Here is a 15,703-nt window from a genome sequence, read left to right as displayed (position 1 = left end):
GGCCAATTCTAGACTGATCAATCCAAAACAAAGGAAACCTGCATGTCTCAATCCCTTTCCACCAAGATCGCCCTCGTCACCGGCGGTTCGCGCGGCATCGGTGCCGCCATCGTCCGAAGGCTCGCCGCTGACGGCGCCGCCGTCGCCTTCACCTATTCCAGTTCCGAGCACAGGGCGAAGGCAATCGTCGCCGAGCTGGAGACTGCTGGCGGCAAGGCGCTGGCGATCCGAGCCGACAGTGCCGATGCGAAAGCCGTAAAGGATGCCGTTGCGCTGACAGCCGAGACCTTTGGCGGTCTCGACATTCTCGTCAGCAATGCCGGGATTCTCATCCTCAACCCGCTCGACGACTATTCGCTCGAAGATTTCGACCGGATGTTTGCCGTTAATGTCCGCGCCGCCTTCGTCGGCATCCAGGCAGCGGCAAGACATATGAAGGAAGGCGGCCGCATCATCACCATCGGCAGCGTCACCGCCGATCGCAGCGGCTTTCCGACCTCCGCAGTCTACAGCATGACGAAGGGCGCGATCGCCTCGATGACCCGCGGCCTCGCCCGCGATCTCGGTCCACGCGGCATCACCGTCAACAACATCCAGCCCGGCCCGACGGCGACCGACATGAACCCCAATGAAGACGATCATGAACGCCTCAAGCCACTGATGGCGCTTGGCCGCCTGGGTGAGGACCGCGAGATTGCCGGCCTCGCCGCCTATCTCGCCAGTGCCGAGGCCGCCTTCGTCACCGGCGCCAGCCTGACGATCGACGGCGGTTATCTCGCCTGAAAAGAGAATCTGCAGGGTGATAATCAAAAGCCGGCGGCATCTTGCGATACCGCCGGCTTCAGCCGCTTCCGTTGAAACCGACTTAAAACTTCTGCTGCGTTATCAGCACTTCGCGAGCGATCTGATCGAGCGGCAGGATACGGTCGACGCCGCCTTTGGCGATCGCCTCCTTCGGCATGCCGAAAACGACCGAACTCGCCTCGTCCTGCGCCACCGTGTAGGCGCCTGCCTCATGCATTTCCAGCATGCCGCGCGCACCATCGTCACCCATGCCGGTCATGATGATCCCCATGGCGTTCGAGCCGGCCGAGCGCGCCGCCGAGCGAAAGAGCACGTCGACCGAAGGCCGGTGCCGCGACACCAGCGGCCCGGTCTTTACGCTCACATAATAGCGCGCACCCTGGCGTTCGAGCAGCATATGCTTGTCGCCTGGCGCGATCAGCACGTGGCCGCGCAACACGGGATCGCCGTCGACGGCTTCCTTGACCTCCACCTCGCAGAGCCCGTTTAGCCGCTTGGCGAAGGCGGCAGTGAATTTCTCCGGCATATGCTGGACGATCACCATGCCGGGCGCATTGGCCGGCAGTTCCTCCAGTAACTCGCGCAGCGCTTCGGTGCCGCCGGTGGAGGCGCCGACGCAGACCACCATCTCGGTCGTCTTCGCCATCGCCCGTCCCGTCGGCGGCGGCAGCATCGCATCCGCCGTCAGCTTTTTGGTCGGTCCGTCGGCCGAAGCCGAGCGGATGGTTCCGGCAGCGCGGCGGACGGTGGTAAGCCGCGCATGCGAGGCGCTCTTGACGATTTCGCGAATGCGTATCGCATCATCGGAAAGACTGTCGGCGGCCCCGATCTTCGATTTCAAAATGACGTCGACGGCGCCGGCCTCCAGCGCCTGGATCAGCGTTTCCGAACCGGCTTCCGTCAGCGACGAGCACATCACGACAGGGATCGGCCGCTGCGCCATCAGTTTGCGCAGGAAGGTGATGCCGTCCATGCGCGGCATCTCGACATCGAGCGTGATGACGTCGGGGATTTCCTCCAGCAGCTTGCGCGCGGCCACGAAGGGGTCGGACGCCACCGCCATGATCTCGATATCGGGATCCTGCTCCAGCACATGCGTCAGCGTCTGACGGATGCTGGCGGAATCGTCGATGATGAGAACGCGGATTTTCTTAGCCATGAAGCCTCTAAATGCGCTGAAACACCGTGTTCGAGACCTGCTTCAACGGCAAATCGAAGCCGGTGATCGATTCGGAATGGCCGATGAACATGTACCCTCCCTTCGCCAGGCAATCGCAGAGGCGGTTGAGCACGCCGGCCTGAGTCTGCTTGTCGAAGTAGATCAGCACATTGCGGCAGAAGATCACGTGCATCGGCTCGCCGATCGGATATTTCTCGTCCATCAGGTTCATGCGGGCAAAACCGATCCTGCTGCGCAGTTTCGGCGTGATGCGCACCTCCCGCCGATCCGGTTGCTTGGCCGTCAGCACATATTTGCGCTGCAGGTCGCACGGCACCGGCGCGATGAGATCTTCCGGGTAGATGCCCCGGCGCGCCGTCTGCAAAACGTCGGTGGAAAGATCGGTCGCCAGTATGCTGTAGGATACGTCGTTGCGGCCTTCGGTGAATTCCGCCAGCACCATCGCCATCGTATAGGGTTCGGCTCCCGTCGAGCAGGCCGAACTCCAGGTGCGAATGGTGCGGACGCCGCTGCCGGCAATCGCCGGTAGCGCCACGCTCTGCATATAGTCGAAATGTTTGGCTTCGCGGAAGAAGTCGGTCTTGTTCGTCGTCACCACGTCGATCAGGTAGACGGTTTCCTGGGCAAGACCGTCCTGATTGAACAGGAAGTCGCAATAATCGTCGAAGGTCGCGTGATTGGTTGCCCGAAGGCGGCGCCTCAGCCGCCCCTCGAGCATCGTCAGCTTGGTCGGCGGCATCTTGATGCCGCTATAGTCGTAGATGAACCGGGCAAGCCTGTCGAAATTGCGCTTGCTGATCCGGTCGCCCGGCAATTGGGTTTCCACCGCTGTTGCCATACTCATAAAACGTAGTACTCCGAGTGACGTAGCGGTCAGGCCGCCGATTGCAGTGCAGAGGCGTCCTCGCGCGACAGCAACCGCGCCAGATCGATGATGACGACAAAGCCGTTTTCACGGCGAACGACGCCGGCGATATAGTCCGAACGCCAGCGCACGCCGATATCGGGCGCCGCCTCGATCTGGTCACGCCGAAACGGCGTGACCTCGAAGACGCGGTCGGCAACAAGGCCGAGGGTGAGAAGACGGCTTTCCATCGGCACGTCGAGGACCAGCACCCGCGTATGCGGGGTCGGCTCGGTCTTCGTCATGCCGAGCTTCAATCGAAGATCAATCGTCGGCACGCCCTGCCCGCGCACATCGCGCAGGCCGAGCAGATAGTCGGGACCATTCGGAATCTTGAAAGCTTCCGCATAGTCGAGGATTTCCCGGACGACCTCAACCGGCACGGCGAAAATCTCCTCGCCGAGGCTGAAGGTCACGAATTGCGCTTCCAGAGATGTTGGAGCCATGATCAGGCGCTTTCCTTGAATTCGACGTCCCCATCATCGGGACCGCCCATGGAGAGATCGAGTGCGAAGCCCTTTGCCCGCGCCTGCTGACCGGCGATGCTGTTGGCGGCGAGCTTCCTGCCGCCGAGGCTGCGCCCGGCGACCGGCGCCGGGTTGCGGACGGTTACCCTGGCGGCCGGCAGGCGGGATTGGCGATCGCCTGCCGTATCGACCTTGAAGAAAGCGATCGACGTCTGCAGCTCTTCCGCCTGGCTCGCAAGCTCTTCCGAGGTCGCAGACATTTGCTCGGAGGCGCCGGCATTCTGCTGCGTCACCCGATCGAGCTGCTGGATCGCTTCGTTGATCTGGCCGGCACCGATATCCTGTTCGCGGCATGCGGCGCTGATTTCCGAAACCAGCTCGGCCGTCTTGCGGATATCAGGCACCAGCTGGCCAAGCATGTCGCCCGCATCCTGGGCAGCCTTGACCGTATCGCTCGACATCGAGCTGATTTCGGCGGCGGCCGATTGGCTGCGTTCGGCAAGCTTGCGCACTTCCGAAGCGACGACGGCAAAGCCCTTGCCGTGTTCGCCGGCACGCGCGGCTTCCACGGCGGCGTTGAGCGCCAGCAAGTCCGTCTGGCGGGCGATTTCCTGGACGATGCCGATCTTTTCGGCGATGGTCCGCATCGCCTGCACGGCGCGCGACACCGCTTCGCCGCTCATCTCAGCATCCTTGGCCGACTGGCGGGCGATCTTCTCGGTCTGCGCGGCATTGTCGGCATTCTGCTTGATGTTGGCGGCCATTTCCTCCATCGAAGCGGAGGCCTCTTCGGCCGAAGCCGCCTGTTCGCTGGCGCCCTGCGATACCTGCTCCGAGCTTGCCGAAAGTTCCTGGCTCCCGGCCGAAACATTTTCTGCAGCCACGATCGCATCGGCGACGACACCGCGCAGGCGCTCGACCATCTGTTCGAGTGCAATGCCCAGCGTATCCTTGTCAGACAGCGGCTTCGGGGACACCGTCAGGTCGCCGCCGGCGATCTGCGCGGCGATGTCAGCGGTGACGCGAAGGTTGTCCGTCATCGTGTTGATCATTTTGACCAGATCTTTGATCTCGTCGTTGCTCTTAATCTCGACCTTCTGATTCAGGTCGCCGATTGCGACGGCGCCGGCAACGTCGATGATCTTGCGCAGCCCGCTGTTGATGCCGAACGCGATCCACAGCGCAGCGGCAAAAGCGATGACGGAGGCGCCTATTGCGAGACCGATCAACATGTTCTTCGTGGAACTATAAAGAACATCGGTGTCGTTATCGGCCTGCGCCATCGCCTTCTGCTGTAGCCCGACGAGTCTTCCGAAAACCTCTTCCATTTCCGCGACGAGGGCGCGAACCTCCCCTGAGGAAAGCGCCACGGCGCCTGCTCTGTCGCCACTTTCCTGTATGGAGGCGACTTTGTTGGAGCCTTCATCGAAACGTTTGGCAAGCTCGACCAGCCTGTCCCAGCTAGGCTTGCCCTCAGCGGTTGCCAGCTGTAGGCCGCTTGTCACCAGCGTGAGCATTTCATCCACGCTTTTCGCCGAATTCTGATAGTCTTTCCTGGCGATTTCGGGGTCCATTTCCAGAAGAGCGTTCTTCTGCCAACGAACAGCGTCGAGCTCGGCAGTTTGCGCTTCCAGAGCCAGTTCCAGCCTCTTTGCAGGACCGGCAATGAGATCGCTGACGGCATCGTTCAGCGAGCTGAGGCTGAAGATCCCATAAACCGCGCTGCCCACCAGCAATAATATGACAAAGCCGAATGCAGCCGCGAGTTTGAGTTTGATCGTAATACGCATCTCAATATTCCTCTCAGAGAGCGAAGCAATAAATATGGTCCAAGTGGCGCGGCATCATGCAGCAAAGAAATTCCCATCCGGCGAAACCGACGGAGGACATGAATAAACTTCCGTGTCGCTTCCCCAAGCGCCGAAAGCCTGCGTCACGGGCCATTCTGGCTGGCCCATCACAGTTGCGAAGGGGATAGCGCTCATGCGCTTTCCCCAGAGAGTGCCTACGCGCTCTCCCGAAACTCGTCATCGGCCATGTCCGGACCGCCCATCGACATGTCGAGGGCAAAGCCCTTCACGCGGGCCTGCTGGCCGGCGACCGTATTGGCCGGCGTCTTGGTGGCCGGCTTGCGCGGGGCGGCCTGAGGCCGGCTGCGGACAGCCTTTGCCACCGGCGCGCGCTCACGGCGTCCACCCGCCATATCGACCTTGAAGAAAGCGATCGACGTCTGCAGCTCTTCCGCCTGGCTCGCAAGCTCTTCCGAGGTCGCAGACATTTGCTCGGAGGCGCCGGCATTCTGCTGGGTTACCTTGTCGAGCTGCTGGATCGCCTCGTTGATCTGCGCCGCGCCGATATCCTGTTCGCGGCAGGCCGCACTGATCTCGGAAACCAGCTCGGCCGTCTTGCGGATGTCCGGCACCAGGCGGCCAAGCATTTCGCCCGCTTCCTGGGCGGCCGTTACCGTATCGCTCGACATCGAGCTGATTTCGGCGGCCGCCGACTGGCTGCGTTCGGCAAGCTTGCGCACTTCGGAGGCGACGACGGCAAAACCCTTGCCGTGTTCGCCGGCACGCGCTGCTTCCACGGCGGCATTGAGAGCCAGCAGATCGGTCTGGCGGGCGATCTCCTGAACGATACCGATCTTCTGGGCGATCGTGCGCATGGCATCGACGGCGCGGGAAACGGCCTCGCCGCTGGCTTCCGCATCCTTGGCCGACTGGCGGGCGATCTTTTCGGTCTGAGCCGCATTATCTGCATTCTGCTTGATGTTCGACGCCATCTCTTCCATCGAGGCAGAAGCTTCTTCGGCGGAAGCCGCCTGTTCGGTAGCGCCCTGCGATACCTGCTCGGAGCTTGCTGAAAGCTCCTGGCTGCCGGAAGAGACATTTTCCGCCGCTGAGATCGCATCGGCAACGACGCCGCGCAGGCGCTCGACCATCTGCTCCAGGGCGAGGCCCAGCGCATCCTTGTCGGAGAGCGGCTTCGGGGACACCGTCAGGTCGCCGTTTGCGATCTGATCGGCGATGCCGGCGGTGGTTCTAAGGTTGGAGATCATGCTCTGCATGGCGATGCCGAGCGCATCTTTGTCCGACAGCGGCTTTGCATCGGTGCTGAGGTCACCCATGGCGATCTGGTCGGCAAGGGTCGCCGTGGCGCGCAGATTGGCGGTCATGGCGTTAACCGTATCGATAAGATCCTTGATCTCGTCGTTGGTCTTGACATCGACTTTCTGGTTGAGGTCACCGATTGCGACAGCGTTTGCGACCATCGTGATCTTTCGCAGACCATGGTTGATTCCAAGGGTGATCCACAAGGCGGCGCCGAGCGCGATGAGCACTGCAAATCCGGAAGCACTGCCGAGGATCAGCTTGGTCGAGCCATAGAGCTCGGTGTTTGACGCGGCGGTCGCCTTCATTCCTTTGCGCTGGATTTCGACGAGAGCCGCGATTGCGGTGCCCATCTCGTCGGTCATTGTTCTCAGCTCACCCAGTGAAAGCGCCAGCGCGCCGGCTTGGTCACCTCTTGCGTCAAGTTGCTGCAGTTCGGCGGATCTTTCGCGGAACTTCGCGCCAATCGTCTGCAACTTCTCCCAATATGGCTTCCCCTCCGGCAAGGCGATGGCAAGGCCGCTATCGACAGCTCCGAACATCTCCTGCAGGTATTGGTCGGCGTCCTTATAGAAAGCGGCAGCAGTTTCGGGATCCGTGGAGAGAAGTGCGTTCTTCTGGGAACGAATGGCGTTGACTTCGGCAACATTGGCGGTCAGTGCCAGCTCCAGACGACGGACTGAGCCGTTGATCATCTGGGCGCTTGCATCATTCAAAGTTCCGAGACTCATGCTTCCGTAGACGGCGATGCCGATCAGCAGCAACGTCATGATGCCGAAGGCAAGGCCTAGTTTGAGTTTGATGGTGAAACGCATGTGATACCCCCGATTTGCGGTCAAAACGAATGGAGAGAAACATGTCCCCCTGGCGGGACGTCGAGCTTGGAAGGATGTGTCTGAAAGGGGACAAGCGACTCATTCGCTTCCCGGTGGCCGACATCTATCGATCGCAGCACCAACGCCTACACGCGTTGGGGGGTATTCCCGCCTCGGGTCGCTGGGGCAACCCGAGGATCACGTTGGCGAAAGCACTTATGCGCTTTCCTCGGGGGAGCGCCTATGCGCTCTCCCTGAAGTCGTCATCGCCAGCGTCTGGACCGCCCATCGACATGTCGAGAGCAAAGCCCTTGAGACGCTGCTGCTGAGCCGAAACCGTCTGGCCGCGGCCCTGGCCGTAGGCCTGCGGAGCGGACTTGCGGACAGAGGCAGAGGAATGGAGACCCTTGGGCGACGCTTTTGGCTGCGCCTTGTTGATGCCGGGCCGCGGGCTGCCCGCCGTATCGACCTTGAAGAAGGCAATCGAGGTCTGCAGTTCTTCGGCTTGGGAGGCGAGTTCCTCTGAAGTTGCCGACATCTGCTCGGAAGCGCCGGCATTCTGCTGCGTCACCTTGTCGAGCTGCTGGATCGCTTCGTTGATCTGCGAGGCGCCGATGTCCTGTTCGCGGCAGGCCGCACTGATCTCGGAGACCAGTTCGGCCGTCTTACGGATATCGGGTACCAGACGGCCGAGCATGTCGCCGGCATCGGCAGCGGCCTTGACCGTATCGCTCGACATCGAGCTGATTTCGGCCGCGGCCGACTGGCTGCGTTCGGCAAGCTTGCGCACTTCCGAAGCGACGACCGCAAAGCCCTTACCGTGTTCGCCGGCACGCGCCGCTTCGACGGCAGCATTGAGCGCCAGCAGATCGGTCTGGCGGGCGATTTCCTGGACGATGCTGATTTTCTGGGCGATCGTGCGCATGGCATCGACAGCGCGCGTCACCGCCTCACCGCTCATCTCGGCATCCTTGGCCGACTGGCGGGCGATCTTTTCCGTCTGGGCGGCATTGTCGGCATTCTGCTTGATGTTGGCGGCCATTTGCTCCATCGAAGCGGAAGCCTCTTCAGCCGAAGCGGCCTGTTCGGTGGCGCCCTGCGACACCTGTTCCGAACTTGCCGAAAGCTGCTGGCTGCCGGAAGAGACGTTGTCGGCAGCCGACAAGGCGTCGGCGACGACACCGCGCAGGCGTTCGATCATCGTGTTGACGTTGCCCAGAAGCTCGCCGATTTCATCGTGGCTGGTGATATCGGCCATCTTCGTCAGATCACCTTCCGACACTTCGCGCACCACGATGTTGGCGCGGTTGAGGCCTTTGCTGATCGAGTTGGCGATCCAGAAGGCGGTGACGGCGGCAATCAGCAGAGCTGCGGCGGCCACCGCAACCATCGTCGTGCGCGTCGTCATATATTGCGCTTCGGCACCGTCGTCGGCAGCCTTCATGCGCTGCTTTTCAAGGGTCAGGATTTCGCTGAGCGTTGCGTCGATGTCGTTGGCAGCGGCCCGCGCCGTGGTGACGGAAATCGTATTCGCGCTTTCGGCATTGCCGGCTTTCACATAGTCACGGATCTGATCGTCGGCTGCATTGAAGGTCTTGGAAAGCTCGGCGATGCGCGCCCAGCGCGCCTTGCCCTCTTCCGTTGCCAGCGCCAGCACCTGGCCGAAAGCGTCGGCGAAGTCCTTGCGGGCCTGATCGCCCTTGGCAATCGAACCGGCCGTCTCATTAGCGGTCCGGGCGGTGAGCAGGTTCTTCTGCTGGCGGATGGCCTCAAGCTGGGCAATGTTGATCTGCTGCGCGAGATCGAGACGAGCTGCCGGACCGGAGAGAAGTCTATCGATCGTGTCGTTCAGCGATCCAAGGCTGAGGACACCGTAGGCGGCGGTACCCACCAGCATCAGAATGATGAACGTGAACGCCGTCACCAGTTTCGTCTTAATTGTCATTCGCATCGTCAAACCCCCAAGTTTGAATTCATCCGGGTCAACTGGCGGCTCCCGCCGCCTTGTGCCTCGATGAAAAAATGGCCTGCAGGTTCGGGAGAATGATAAACTCTCCGCCCCTCTTCACCAGGCAGTTGATGTAGTCGGCGCGCCAGCGCATGCCGATGCTCGGCGGCGCCTCGCTCGCGGATTTTGCAAGTGTCGTCACCTCGTTCACCTTGTCGGTTCTGAGGCCGACGAGCGTCTGCTCGCTCTGCAGATCGATCTCGATGACGATGATGCGGCTGTCGATCGTCGTCTCCGCTGCCTCCATCCCGAAGGCAAGACGCAGATCGGCCAGTGGAATGACCTTGCCGCGGAAGTTGATGACGCTGGCGACGAAGGGCTGGCTTCCCGGCACCGCGGTCTCCGGAAGCAGGTCCAGGATTTCCTGGACGATGACCGCTTCCAGCGCGAAGGTCTCGCCGTTGAGATCGAAGGTCAGCACTTCGACTTCCTCGGCATAGCTCCAATGATTGTCGAATCGTTCGGCTATCGTTGCCGTTGCACTCATCCTGCTACCCGCAATTGCGCCTCCTGTTGCTGACCCGCGGCAACCAGGTGCCCGACGTCGAGAATGAGAGCGACGCTGCCGTCGCCGAGAATCGTCGCGCCCGAGAAGGTCGCGACGTCGTTATGCAGTTTCGACATCGACTTGATGACCGTCTGGTGGTCGCCGATGATCTGATCGACGACGAGGCCGACACGTTCCGTGCCGGTCGAGATGACGACGACCTTCTGGTGCACGTCGGGTTTGGTGCCGGTGCGGAAGAGGTCGCGCAGGCGCAGGAACGGCACCAGGCTGTCGCGCAGCGAGATGAAGCTGCGGCCCCGCGAGCGGAGATCTTCCTCGAGCGACAGCTCTAGGCATTCCTCGACCGCCGAGAGCGGGATGACGTAACGGCCGGAACCGACACGCACCAGCAGGCCGTCGATGATGGCAAGCGTCAGCGGGATGCGCAGCGACACTTCCGAACCCTGTCCCGGCACGCTGACGATGTCGATCGCGCCGCGAAGCGCTTCGACCGTCTTCTTGACCACGTCCATGCCGACGCCGCGACCAGATAGATTGGTGATCGCCGCCGCCGTCGAGAAGCCGGGAGCGAAAATCAGCTGCAGCAGCTCGGAATCGGAGAGTGGCTGGCCGGGATGAATAAGGCCCGAGGATTCCGCCTTGGCGCGAACCCGTTCGCGGTTGATGCCGCGGCCGTCGTCCTTGATCGAGATGATCACCTCGCCGCCGGCCTGGCGAGCCGAAAGGATCACCGTGCCGGCTTCGGTCTTGCCGGCGGCAAGGCGGTCGGCAGGCGTTTCGAGACCGTGATCGATCGAGTTGCGCACCAGATGCACCAGCGGATCGGCCAGCCGCTCGATGACGGTCTTGTCGACTTCGGTGCTCTCGCCCTCCGTCACCAACTCGATCACCTTGCCGGTTTCGCGGGCGAGATCGTGGACGAGGCGGCGGAAACGGGAGAACAGGGTGGCGACCGGCACCATGCGCAGCACCATCATCGTGTCGCGCAACTCGCCGGAAAGGCGTTCGATTTCTTCCGAGACGGAGCGTAGCGCGATATCGGCGCTGGCGCTGGCAAGCTGGCTGAGACGCGATTGGGCGATGACGAGCTCGCCGACGCGGTCCATCAGCTCGTCGAGACGCTCGGCGGGAACCCGGACATTCTCAGCCGCCTTCGCCTGGCTGACGGCGGCGGGCGGCTCGCGCCTCGCCGGCACCGCCTCGACGGGACGAAACTCGGGAACAGCCGCAGAGACTGCGGCGACGGGGAGACGTGCTGCCTTTTGCTCGATCGGAGCAACATCTACCGTGGCCGGCCCGTCGATCTCCTCGACACTGAGTTCCATATCGTCGAGCACGAAGATGAAGACGTCGTCGATCGCCGAGCGGTCCTGTTCGCTGGTCAGCATCACGTCCCAGGAGATATGGAGTTCCATCGGCGTGAGCTCGCCAAGAGGCGGAATGGCCGAGGTGTTGGCGCGCACGGTGCATTCGCCGAGGTCGCGCAGCTCGTCCAGCAGGCCAAGCGGGTTGGTGCCGTTGGCCATCGAGTTGGCCGGCAGGCTGAAGCGGATGCGCCAGCTGCTTTTCTTCTTCGTCGACACCTCACGCACGATTGCGGGTGTGGCAACAGCGGCCGGCGCCGCCGGCCTGCCGCCGACGGCCGCCTGCAGCTGCGCCAGAAGCTTGCTGCCAGTATCGCCGTGATCGGCGTCTGGCTGGTCGACGAGGGCGCGCATATGGTCCTCGGCGGCAAGAACGGCGGCGACGAGTTCGCTGGTCGCCGCGACCTCGCCCTTGCGGACGCGGTCGAAGGCGGTTTCGCAATGATGGGTGAAGGCGGCGAGCGCCTCGAAACCGAACATCGCGCCGGAGCCCTTGAGCGTGTGAAGCCCGCGGAACACGGCGTCGACGAGATCCTTGTTGTCGAGCTGGTGGGTCAGGTCGAGAAGACCCGCCTCAATCGCTTCAAGGCATTCGGCAGCCTCCATGCGGAACACGGCAACGGGATCGAGCGTGCTCATCGTCCGAGAACCTTCTTCACGATCTTCACGAGATGTTCGGGGTCGAACGGCTTGGTCAGCCAACCCGTAGCACCCGCGGCCTTGGCGCGGGCCTTGAGATCCGCATCCGATTCCGTCGTCAGGAAGATGATCGGGACGCCGGCCTGCCCGGGCAGTTTCCGCAGTTCCTCGATCATCGTCAGGCCGTCCATGACCGGCATGTTGAGATCAGTCACGATCAGATCAAAGCGGCCACCCTTGGCCGTCGCCAGGCCCTCGGCCCCGTCGGCGGCTTCGGTGACGCTGTAACCGGCATTGCTCAGCGTGACCTTGGTGGTCAGGCGGATGCTAGCGGAATCGTCAACAGTCAGGATATTTGCACTCATAACCTTACACCTCTTTATGCAACCAGAACTTGGAATCTTCTTGATCGAAGGATTCGATGAAACCTGCGCGTTCAAGTACCTTCAGCACCGAGCCGCTTGCAGGCGTAGATAGTTTGAATGTCTTCCCCTCAGCTTTTGCTTGACGGCGCGAGGACTCGATGAGTTGAACGAAACTCAGATCCGCTTCCGCACTTTCGGGAATGCTAACTGTGATTGCATCGTTGGCGCGAATTGCGTCAGTAAACTTTGAATATAGTTCGGACGTCGTACGAATACTTAGCCCATCAGGCAAATTTATAGATTCGCAATATTGCTTAGGAGTATCCAATGCAGCCCCCTTGGCCGGAGAAATACTTGACGACCTTTAAAGGACTCTCACGGTAGCGTTAATGCAGGGTAAACAGCGGTTGTATGAAACTGTCGTATAACGAGTCCTCGGACTCCCAATTTCTCATCCGGAATAAGTTGTATTTTTTTCTCAAAAATTAGAGATAAATGAAATAAAAGCAACAAGTTAAGCAATATTAACTAGATGTTCGATTTGGACCGACGCCCATCCACATCTTTCGTTAATCACAACGGTGACGAGTCCGGCGCGTTTACCGGACGTTTTCATCCTGCCCGTAAAACGAGAGTCGAATATGCCTGTGTTTAAGAAAAGGGATAAATGTTGGCACACGCTCTGGTATCGCCGACCGCTGCAGCCTGCACATCCGGACGGGACATCGGCCGGACCCTGGAATCCGCCCGCAGCCGGGTCGAGGAACGTTTTCTCGAAGGCGGCAGGGTACTGCTCTCGGTGATGGATGTTCTCAACCATCTGTTGAATTCTCTTGAGAGTGTCACCGCCGCGCTCGACAATGGGGAGTCGAGCGATACCGGCGCCGATCTCCGTGTCACGGTGGAGAACCTGACGGCGCTGCCGGTCACCGAGGAAAACCGCCAGCAGGCACTCGTCTCGCTGGCGCAGACCGGCAGGGAACTGCGCAAACATGTCTCCGACATGCAGGAGACGATGCGTTATCTCAGAACCTTCGCCGTCACCGTGAAGATCACCGGCGCCGGTCTTGCGGAATTCTCCGGCTTCGCACAGGAGATCCTGGAGCGAATCTATTCCGGCACCGATGAAGTCAACCGTTTCGCCACCCAACTCGACAGCCTCGACAAGGAGGTCAAACTCGCCGCCTCCTTCGGCGCCAGTGTCTCCAAGGGTTATGCCGATACCGTTCCAGCCGTCGCCGCCGCCCTGCGCGACGATGCCGCCAAGATCGCCGAACACCGCAAGCATCTCGGCGTCGTCGCCCGCGAGGTCGGCGCGATTGCCCGCGGCGTCCAGAGCAAGGTCGCCTCGACGCTCTCTGCCCTGCAGATCGGCGACATCACCCGTCAACGCATCGAGCATGTGCAGGCCACCCTTTCGCTGCTTGAGGAATTCTTTGCCGGCGAGGAGGGCGCAAAGCTCGATGCCGGCGCGCGCAAGCGCCTGCAGAACGTCATCCACCATCTCACAGCAGCGCAGATGAGCGACATGTGCGCCAATTTCCAGCGGGATTCGGAGAATGTCGTCAAGACGATCGCCAGTTTCGACCACGACATGCGGGAGATCCTCAAGCTGCGCGATCAGATGAGCGGTGAGAGCGGCGAAGCCGGCGGCAATTTCATGCGCGCGCTGGAATCCAGCGTTTCGGCCGCCCACGAAATCGTCAAGCAGGTCGACACGACAAGCCGCCAGGCCGACCAGGTGAGCCAGTCGACGATCGGCACGGCAGCCAAGCTCTCCGAAGCGATCGCCAACATCCGCGCCGTCAAGACCGACATTCACTATATGGCTTTGAATACCAACCTGCGTTGCAGCCGCCTCGGCGAGGAAGGCAGGTCCATCAACGTCGTCACCGCCGAGCTGCGCATCTTCGCCGGCAAGCTCGACGAATCTGCCGACGCTATCGTCACCGGCCTGCCGGCACTCGAGGCCGCGGCCGGGCGCGTCGCCCCCGCCGCCGATGTCGGGACCGGCGGTCTCGGAGAAAGCCTGACATCAGCTGTCGGCAATATCCGCTCCGCAGCCAATATGATGGAAAATGAGCTGAAGGTGCTCGCCGAGAACGGCCGCGAGGTCGCCACCAAGATCAGCCTGCTGATCGGCAAGCTCGATTTTCAGCGCGATCTCGGCGAAGTCTTTGCCAGCTGTGCCGATCTGCTCGAAAGCGCTGCCGGCACCGAGGTCGCCGATATCTCCGATCTTACCGATGCGATCGCTCCGCTCGACCGCAAGATCTTCAAACACTATACGATGGTCCAGGAGCGCAGCATTCACCGCGACATCATCCCGGCGAGCGAAGACAGCGCCCCGGCGCCCGCCGAGACCGTCAAAGCCGAAAGCGACGAGGATCTTTTCGCCGACGCGCTGTTTTAAAAACGTTCCCGCTTGGGACGCGCAAAAGATGCTGTAATCTATCGCCGCCGGAACTTGTTGGCGGCCTCGATCGCCGCCTTCTGCTGATCATCCTCAATGCCGAGATAGAAATCCTCGAGCGAGGGATCGGCGAGCCCTGCCCGGCGCGACAGGACGTACCACTTTGCCGCCTCGACAGGATCCGGCGCCGTGCCGATAGCGTTGATATAAAGATGGGCGAGCTTGTTCTGAGCAACGACATTGCCGCCATTGGCGGCAAGCTTCAGCCATTCGAAGCCCTTGACGTAATCCTTCGGCCCGCCGACGCCGTTGACGAGCCAGATGCCGAGATCAAGTTGAGCGGTGTCGAAACCGGCGCGCGCCGCACGTGCCATCCACTCGCGGGCGAGCTGCTTCTTTTCCACAGGCAAGTCCTTCAGCGTCGCATAGATCTGCGCCACGGCATATTGCGAATCGGCAATGCCCTGCTCGGCCGATTTCTCGTAGAATGGCAGCGCGAGCTTCAGTCCCGTCTCGCCGGGATGATCGGCGATGACAAGCTGCGCCCAGTTGAACTCCGCCGAAGGATTGCCGGCCTCGGCGGCCTTACGCATGTAGTCGTCGGCCTTGACCTTGTCGCGCGGCACGCCCTGGCCTTCCATCAGGATCAGCGCATATTTGAACATTGCCGCCGCATCGCCGCCTTCGGCCGCCTTGCCGTACCAGAAGGCGGCGTTCTTGATGTCCTTCTTGACACCAAGCCCCTGCGAGAGGATTTCGCCGATCAGCGTCTGCGCCGCTGCATCGCCGAGCTGGGCGCGTGGCAGCGCCTTGTCCATTGCCGTCAGGTAATAACCGCGCTGGAAGGCGCCGTAAGCCTCGTCGACAGGTCCCTTGTAATCCTTCTCCGGCGGCAGGTCCGGCAGCTTCGCACCCATGCGGTCGAACACGCCGACACCATCGGAGGGCCGCACACCCGGGACAGAGGGGCGGTCGGTGCGGAAGGTCGATGCTGGCGCCGAGCCCGGCTGGCTGATGACGCTGTCGGTGGCCTGCGCCAAGACGACACCCGGCCCGGCCGCAACCAAGGCGGCCATGCTGGCAAGGATAAGATTCAACAGGCGGGCGGTGGGGATCGGCATGAGCG

At 61.6% G+C, this 15,703-nt stretch carries 13 protein-coding genes; 2 read left to right on the top strand and 11 right to left on the bottom strand.

Going from position 1 to position 15,703, the window contains the following annotated elements; translation table 11 throughout:
* Nucleotides 1-42: 42 nt before the first annotated feature.
* Nucleotides 43-783, top strand: coding sequence for a 3-oxoacyl-ACP reductase family protein (locus FHX03_RS19125; RefSeq protein ID WP_097629204.1), 741 nt, complete (start codon nucleotides 43-45; stop codon nucleotides 781-783).
* 82 nt (nucleotides 784-865) lie between these two features.
* Here the strand turns inward: FHX03_RS19125 and FHX03_RS19120 are convergent, their stop codons facing one another.
* The 10 genes from FHX03_RS19120 to FHX03_RS19075 all read right to left on the bottom strand — a co-directional run bounded on the left by FHX03_RS19120 (nucleotide 866) and on the right by FHX03_RS19075 (nucleotide 12,492).
* Nucleotides 866-1,963 carry a chemotaxis response regulator protein-glutamate methylesterase gene (locus FHX03_RS19120; RefSeq protein WP_183778664.1) on the bottom strand — a complete coding sequence of 366 codons (1,098 nt, stop codon included), beginning with the start codon at nucleotides 1,961-1,963 and terminating at the stop codon, nucleotides 866-868.
* 7 nt (nucleotides 1,964-1,970) lie between these two features.
* Nucleotides 1,971-2,828 carry a CheR family methyltransferase gene (locus FHX03_RS19115; protein WP_183854974.1) on the bottom strand — a complete coding sequence of 286 codons (858 nt, stop codon included), beginning with the start codon at nucleotides 2,826-2,828 and terminating at the stop codon, nucleotides 1,971-1,973.
* A 29-nt stretch (nucleotides 2,829-2,857) separates the two neighbouring features.
* Nucleotides 2,858-3,334 (bottom strand): chemotaxis protein CheW, encoded by a 477-nt coding sequence (locus tag FHX03_RS19110; protein WP_003590275.1) that lies wholly within the window; start codon nucleotides 3,332-3,334, stop codon nucleotides 2,858-2,860.
* 2 nt (nucleotides 3,335-3,336) lie between these two features.
* Complete coding sequence (locus FHX03_RS19105) at nucleotides 3,337-5,145, bottom strand: methyl-accepting chemotaxis protein (protein ID WP_183854972.1); 1,809 nt, start codon at nucleotides 5,143-5,145, stop codon at nucleotides 3,337-3,339.
* 215 nt (nucleotides 5,146-5,360) lie between these two features.
* The gene (locus tag FHX03_RS19100) at nucleotides 5,361-7,280 is read right to left on the bottom strand and encodes a methyl-accepting chemotaxis protein (protein ID WP_183854971.1); all 1,920 of its coding nucleotides are present in this window, start codon (nucleotides 7,278-7,280) and stop codon (nucleotides 5,361-5,363) included.
* A 241-nt stretch (nucleotides 7,281-7,521) separates the two neighbouring features.
* Nucleotides 7,522-9,231 carry a methyl-accepting chemotaxis protein gene (locus tag FHX03_RS19095; protein WP_183778660.1) on the bottom strand — a complete coding sequence of 570 codons (1,710 nt, stop codon included), beginning with the start codon at nucleotides 9,229-9,231 and terminating at the stop codon, nucleotides 7,522-7,524.
* Between the two features lie 31 nt (nucleotides 9,232-9,262).
* Entirely contained in the window at nucleotides 9,263-9,775 is a 513-nt protein-coding gene (locus tag FHX03_RS19090; protein WP_183778659.1) for a chemotaxis protein CheW, read from the bottom strand.
* Nucleotides 9,772-11,799 carry a chemotaxis protein CheA gene (locus FHX03_RS19085; protein ID WP_097628785.1) on the bottom strand — a complete coding sequence of 676 codons (2,028 nt, stop codon included), beginning with the start codon at nucleotides 11,797-11,799 and terminating at the stop codon, nucleotides 9,772-9,774. The genes FHX03_RS19090 and FHX03_RS19085 overlap by 4 nt, the downstream gene beginning before the upstream one ends.
* Entirely contained in the window at nucleotides 11,796-12,164 is a 369-nt protein-coding gene (locus FHX03_RS19080; protein WP_003585726.1) for a response regulator, read from the bottom strand. Before FHX03_RS19080 ends, FHX03_RS19085 begins: the two co-directional genes overlap by 4 nt.
* A gap of 4 nt (nucleotides 12,165-12,168) precedes the next feature.
* On the bottom strand, nucleotides 12,169-12,492 hold the full coding sequence (locus FHX03_RS19075) for an STAS domain-containing protein (RefSeq protein WP_131711047.1): 324 nt from the start codon (nucleotides 12,490-12,492) through the stop codon (nucleotides 12,169-12,171).
* Nucleotides 12,493-12,834: 342 nt separating this feature from the next.
* On the opposite strand from FHX03_RS19075, the gene FHX03_RS19070 reads away from it, so the two are divergent.
* Nucleotides 12,835-14,577 (top strand): chemotaxis protein, encoded by a 1,743-nt coding sequence (locus FHX03_RS19070; RefSeq protein ID WP_183855060.1) that lies wholly within the window; start codon nucleotides 12,835-12,837, stop codon nucleotides 14,575-14,577.
* Between the two features lie 38 nt (nucleotides 14,578-14,615).
* On the opposite strand, the gene FHX03_RS19065 is transcribed toward FHX03_RS19070, so the two are convergent.
* Entirely contained in the window at nucleotides 14,616-15,698 is a 1,083-nt protein-coding gene (locus FHX03_RS19065) for a tetratricopeptide repeat protein (RefSeq protein ID WP_097628782.1), read from the bottom strand.
* Between the last annotated feature and the right edge of the window lie 5 nt (nucleotides 15,699-15,703).

Source organism: Rhizobium sp. BK456, from assembly GCF_014194045.1.
Classification (GTDB): domain Bacteria; phylum Pseudomonadota; class Alphaproteobacteria; order Rhizobiales; family Rhizobiaceae; genus Rhizobium; species Rhizobium redzepovicii.
The sequence above is the reverse complement of the archived record's forward strand: the minus strand, read 5'-3'. Positions and strand labels throughout refer to the sequence as shown.

Excerpts from the sequence above, each read along its gene's own strand:
- FHX03_RS19110 (WP_003590275.1), bottom strand. The coding sequence starts at position 3,334 with ATGGCTCCAACATCTCTGGAAGCGCAATTCGTGACCTTCAGCCTCGGC.
- FHX03_RS19065 (WP_097628782.1), bottom strand. The coding sequence starts at position 15,698 with ATGCCGATCCCCACCGCCCGCCTGTTGAATCTTATCCTTGCCAGCATG.
- FHX03_RS19115 (WP_183854974.1), bottom strand. The coding sequence starts at position 2,828 with ATGAGTATGGCAACAGCGGTGGAAACCCAATTGCCGGGCGACCGGATC.
- FHX03_RS19085 (WP_097628785.1), bottom strand. The coding sequence starts at position 11,799 with ATGAGCACGCTCGATCCCGTTGCCGTGTTCCGCATGGAGGCTGCCGAA.
- FHX03_RS19125 (WP_097629204.1), top strand. The coding sequence starts at position 43 with ATGTCTCAATCCCTTTCCACCAAGATCGCCCTCGTCACCGGCGGTTCG.
- FHX03_RS19100 (WP_183854971.1), bottom strand. The coding sequence starts at position 7,280 with ATGCGTTTCACCATCAAACTCAAACTAGGCCTTGCCTTCGGCATCATG.
- FHX03_RS19080 (WP_003585726.1), bottom strand. The coding sequence starts at position 12,164 with ATGAGTGCAAATATCCTGACTGTTGACGATTCCGCTAGCATCCGCCTG.
- FHX03_RS19090 (WP_183778659.1), bottom strand. The coding sequence starts at position 9,775 with ATGAGTGCAACGGCAACGATAGCCGAACGATTCGACAATCATTGGAGC.
- FHX03_RS19105 (WP_183854972.1), bottom strand. The coding sequence starts at position 5,145 with ATGCGTATTACGATCAAACTCAAACTCGCGGCTGCATTCGGCTTTGTC.
- FHX03_RS19120 (WP_183778664.1), bottom strand. The coding sequence starts at position 1,963 with ATGGCTAAGAAAATCCGCGTTCTCATCATCGACGATTCCGCCAGCATC.
- FHX03_RS19095 (WP_183778660.1), bottom strand. The coding sequence starts at position 9,231 with ATGCGAATGACAATTAAGACGAAACTGGTGACGGCGTTCACGTTCATC.